Here is a 4592-nt window from a genome sequence, read left to right on the forward strand (position 1 = left end):
CGGTGGCATAGGAACCGGACTTGCCCTTCTTGCCGCCGGGCAGGCTCATCTCGTCGAAGAGGATCTCGCCGAGCTGCTTGGGCGAGCCGATGGTGAAAGACCGCCCGGCCAGTTTGTGGATCTCTTCCTCCAGCTCGCCGATGCGCGTGGCGAAGTCGTTGGACATGCGCCGGAGCGTGTCGCGGTCGGCCTTGATGCCCGTCAGTTCCATCTGCGCCAGAACCGGCACCAGGGGCCGCTCGATGGTCTCGTAGACCGTGGTCATGCGCTCGGCCACCAGCCGCGGTTTCAGCGCCTCCTGCAGGCGCAGCGTGATGTCGGCGTCTTCGGCGGCGTAGTCCAGGGCCTTGTCCAGCGGCACATAGTCGAAGGTCACCTGGTTCTTGCCGCTGCCGGCCACGTCCTTGAACTTGATGGTCTGATGATCCAGGTGGATCTGCGCCAGGTCGTCCATGCCGTGACCGTGCAGCCCGCCGTCCAGCACATAGGACAGCAGCATGGTGTCGTCGATGGGCGCCACGTCGATGCCCTGGCGGGCGAAGACCAGCAGATCGTACTTGATGTTTTGTCCGATCTTCAGGACCCCGGGGTCCTCCAGCAGCGGCTTCAAACAGGCGATGGCGTCATCAAGCGGGATCTGCTTCGGCGCCTCGGCACCGCCGCCTTCCAGATCGAGGCCGCCGTCCGCCGGGGCGCTGCCCTTGTGGCCGAGCGGCACGTAGCAGGCCTGGCCCGCCGCGGTCGACAGGGAGATGCCGACCAGTTCGGCGGCCACCGCGTCCAGCGAGGTGGTTTCGGTATCCACCGCCACGACGCCGCGCCTGCGCGCCGCGGTCACCCAGCGCTCCAGCGCCTTCAGATCCTGCACCAGCTCGTACTTGGCTTCGCCCGGCGCGGCGGGGACGGGCGCAGCCTCGGCCGGCGCGTCGCCGCCCAGCTGCTCCGACAGCCGCCGCAGGACGGAGCGGAACTCGTAGCGCTCCAGAAAGGCGCGCAGGGCTTCCGGCTCCGGCTGGCGCAGGGCAAAACCGTCGATGCCCTCTTCCACCGGGGCATAGCGCTCCAGGGTCACCAGCTGCTTGGAGATCCGCGCCATCTCCGCGTTTTCGATCAGCTTCTCGCGGCGCTTGGTCTGCTTGATCTCCTCGGCGCGCGCCAGCAGCGTTTCCAGATCGCCATACTCGTTAATGAGCTGGGCCGCTGTCTTGATGCCGATGCCCGGAACGCCGGGCACGTTGTCGACCGAATCGCCGGCCAGCGCCTGGACATCCACCACTTTCTCCGGCGGCACGCCGAACTTCTCCACCACCTGGTCCGGGCCGATGGCCTTGTCCTTCATCGGGTCCAGCATGGCGATGCCGCCGTCGACAAGCTGCATCAGGTCCTTGTCGGAAGAGACGATGGTGACTTCGGCGCCGGCATCCTTGGCCTGGCGGGCATAGGTGGCGATCAGGTCGTCGGCCTCGTAGCCCTCCATCTCGATGCAGGGCAGGTTGAAGGCTTTGGTCGCCTCGCGGATCGCCGCGAACTGCGGCACCAGGTCCTCCGGCGGCTCCGGGCGGTGGGCCTTGTAGTCGCCGTAGATCTCGTTGCGGAACGACTTGGAGGACTTGTCGAAGATGACGGCGATGGCATCGGCGTCGCTGTCGCGCAGCAGCTTGATCAGCATGTTGGTGAAGCCGAAGGTCGCGTTGGTGGGCGTGCCGTCGGAGGTGCTGCGCGGCGGAATGGCGAAGTAGGCCCGGAAGATGTAGCCGGAACCGTCGACCAGATAGAGGTGTTTGTAGGGGGCGGAAGTCATATCCCGGAGAATGCCGGAGCATCCGGGCCAAGTCGAGCGCTCAGCAGAGGGACCGCCCTCAACCCGCTGACAGCTCCTGACGCAAAGGCACGCTTCTCAGGACCCAGGCTCGGTGCAGACCCGAGCTACTGGGCGGCGGCGTCCTGTTTCAGGACGAAGCGGCGGCCGCAATAGGGGCAGTCGACCTGCCCCTTGCCCTCCATGTTGAGGAAAATCAGGGGGTGACCGAGCGCGCCCTTGCCGCCGTCGCAGGACACCTGCTCCCGGTCCACGGTGATGATTTCCGGCGGCTCCATGGGCCTTCTCCACACAGACTCTCGAAATGCGCCCCTGAGCGCTCCCGGATGATAGCGCTCAATGCCCGCCGATCAATCCTTTAGACCAGCCTGCCGGCCGTTCTCCCCGCCACCAGACCTAGGCCTGCGCAACCTCCGAGCGGAAGTCCTCAAACTTCCCGCTCGGCCCCCGCGGGATCTCGTCGTGGTAGGAGATCGTCACGTCGAACTGATTGTGGCTGCGGTGGTGGAACCAGTCCCGCACCTTCCGCTCTTCGCCGCCGGTCAGGGCGCGCGTCGTTGCCAGCCTGATCTCGACGCATTCCAGAGACTTCTGGACAATCTGGATCTGCCTGATGGCAGGAAGATCCACTTCCCAGATATCGCCGATGGGCGGTCGGTTCCGGCGGCCATCCGGATAGACCAGCATGTTGCGCACCCGCCCCAGGATCCGTTTGAGAACCGGCAGGCCGCGCCCGCAGGGACAGGGCTCGCCGAACTCGGCCAGATCGCCTACCGCATAGCGGATCAGCGGCATGGCGAAGTTGTGCAGCGAGGTCACCACCACGCGCCCCACCTCCCCCGGGCCGCAGGCCTCGCCGTTGGGACCGAGAACCTCCAGCAGCACGGACTCCGACTGGACGTGATAGGCGCCCTCTTCCGGGCATTGGAAGGCCAGGTAGCCGTTCTCCTGGGTGCTGTAGAGGTCGGCGACCTCGAGACCCCAGACGTCGCGGCAAAGTCGGCGGACTTCGGGGCTCAGCGCTTCGGAGAGAGTGCGCACCTGACGCAGCGTCGGGAAGCGCGCGCCGGTTCTCTGCGTATGCAGCAGAAGCTCCCTCAGATTCGAGGGATAGGTCAGCAGGTAGTCCGCGCCTTGCCGCGAAAGCCATTCCGCCTGGTCCTCGATCCTCGTGCCGATCGAGAGCATGGCGCTGGACCCACCTGGAAAGATGTTTCTCGTAGACCGCCCCCACTCGCGCGAACGGACGCCATGTGGATACTCTACGACCGCATTGGGAAACGACCGGATGGCAGCCAGCTTGCCGTTGAAATCGCGCCCTTGCCAGAGGTGCTCCCGCAGGGTGAGGGTATCCCAGAACAACTGGACGAGACGCGTGCCCTTGGCCTTGATCGGCCGCCCGGTCGAGCCGCTGCTGGAGATGTCATAGGTCCCGCCGTGGCCTTCTGGGAGCTGCGCGCTGAACAGCCCTTCGCCGGCTTCCTGCAGCTCGGCGCGGGTCAGGATGGGGATGCGCGCCCAGATCTCCTCGCTCAATGGCTGGCCGGGGACGAAGCCAGCCTCGGCGAGGCGGCTCCGCCAGAAGGGCACATTGCGGGAGGCGTGGGCCAGAAGCGCCCCTGCCTGGTGCAGCTGCTGGCGGCGCAGAGTCTCGGGCGGCCACCACTGACTCACGTCAAGCTGCTGCAGCAAAGCCGCCATCAGCGCCGTCTCCGGGCCCGGCAGGGCCGGCCAGGCGATGGTCTTGTGGGCAGAGGGCAGGGGCCGAAAAGGCGGCAGTGGCCGGGTTGTGGAATCCATGCTTTCGCATAACAAAGCTTCGAGACTCAGGCAAACCCCCGGCGCTGCCCAGCCGAAGGCGCAGGGCGGTCCAGAGGGAAGCGCGAAGAAGGCTGTCAATGGGCCCGGGCGGGGCTTTGTTGACCCTTTCGGGGGCCGGTGCTACCCATGGCCGCCGCTGCGCGGCCGGCCTGGCCGGCAGGCGTGCATCTTGGGAAAGGCAGGCATGAACAGCGAAACCCCGCATACGGCCGCACGCGCCGACACCGCGGGCAACGACCAAGTGCCGATGGCAGCAGCCGGCGCCCTGCCGGCCCAGGCGGTTTCGGTCAAGGGGCTGACCAAGACCTACAAGGCCGCCGGCAAGGCCCCGGCGAAGCGGGCACTGATCGACGTCGACCTGGATATCCCCCGCGGCTCCCTCTTCGGGCTGCTGGGGCCGAACGGCGCCGGCAAGTCGACCCTGATCAACATCCTGGCCGGCTTGGTGAACAAGACCTCCGGGACCGCGGAGATCTGGGGCTTCGACATCGACACCGCCATGCGCCAGGCGCGCGCGGCGATCGGCGTGGTGCCGCAGGAGCTGAACATCGACCCCTTCTTTACGCCCTATGAGCTCCTGGAGCTGCAGGCCGGGCTCTACGGCGTACCCCCGGCAGAGCGCCGCAGCGACGAGATCCTGGCGGCCATGGGTCTGGCGGACAAGGCCAAGGCTTACGCCCGCACTCTCTCCGGCGGCATGCGCCGGCGCCTGATGGTGGCCAAGGCCATGGTCCATCAGCCGCCGGTCCTGGTGCTCGACGAACCGACCGCGGGCGTCGATATCGAGCTGCGCCAGCAGCTCTGGGCGAACGTGCGCGAGTTGAACCGCGCCGGCACGACGGTGCTGCTGACCACCCATTACCTGGAAGAGGCCGAGGAGCTCTGCGACCGCATCGCCATCATCAACCACGGCAAGGTGATCGCCTGCGACCGGACCGAGAGGCTGCTGGCG

Annotated in this window: 4 protein-coding genes; 1 reads left to right on the plus strand and 3 read right to left on the minus strand. The window is 66.9% G+C overall.

Annotated elements, in window-relative coordinates; translation table 11 throughout:
- The 3 genes from Q0982_RS14185 to Q0982_RS14195 all read right to left on the minus strand — a co-directional run.
- The coding region (locus Q0982_RS14185) for a DNA polymerase (RefSeq protein ID WP_299396634.1) at window positions 1–1801 on the minus strand (1801 nt) is incomplete at its 3' end.
- 125 nt (window positions 1802–1926) lie between these two features.
- A complete protein-coding gene (locus tag Q0982_RS14190) occupies window positions 1927–2097 on the minus strand; it encodes a zinc-finger domain-containing protein (protein WP_299396635.1) in 171 nt (56 codons plus the stop codon).
- Window positions 2098–2215: 118 nt separating this feature from the next.
- Window positions 2216–3619, minus strand: a complete 1404-nt coding sequence (locus tag Q0982_RS14195) for a phenylacetate--CoA ligase family protein (RefSeq protein ID WP_299396637.1) — start codon at window positions 3617–3619, stop codon at window positions 2216–2218.
- Window positions 3620–3887: 268 nt separating this feature from the next.
- On the opposite strand from Q0982_RS14195, the gene Q0982_RS14200 reads away from it, so the two are divergent.
- Window positions 3888–4592 (plus strand): ABC transporter ATP-binding protein (locus tag Q0982_RS14200; RefSeq protein ID WP_322097033.1); only part of this gene is annotated, 705 nt, incomplete at its 3' end.

The sequence above is a fragment of the Pelagibius sp. genome, assembly GCF_028281305.1.
In the GTDB taxonomy this organism is placed as follows: Bacteria; Pseudomonadota; Alphaproteobacteria; order Kiloniellales; family Kiloniellaceae; genus Pelagibius.

Coding starts and splice junctions, on each gene's coding strand:
- Q0982_RS14195 (WP_299396637.1), bottom strand. CDS start 3,619: ATGGATTCCACAACCCGGCCACTGCCGCCTTTTCGGCCCCTGCCCTCT.
- Q0982_RS14190 (WP_299396635.1), bottom strand. CDS start 2,097: ATGGAGCCGCCGGAAATCATCACCGTGGACCGGGAGCAGGTGTCCTGC.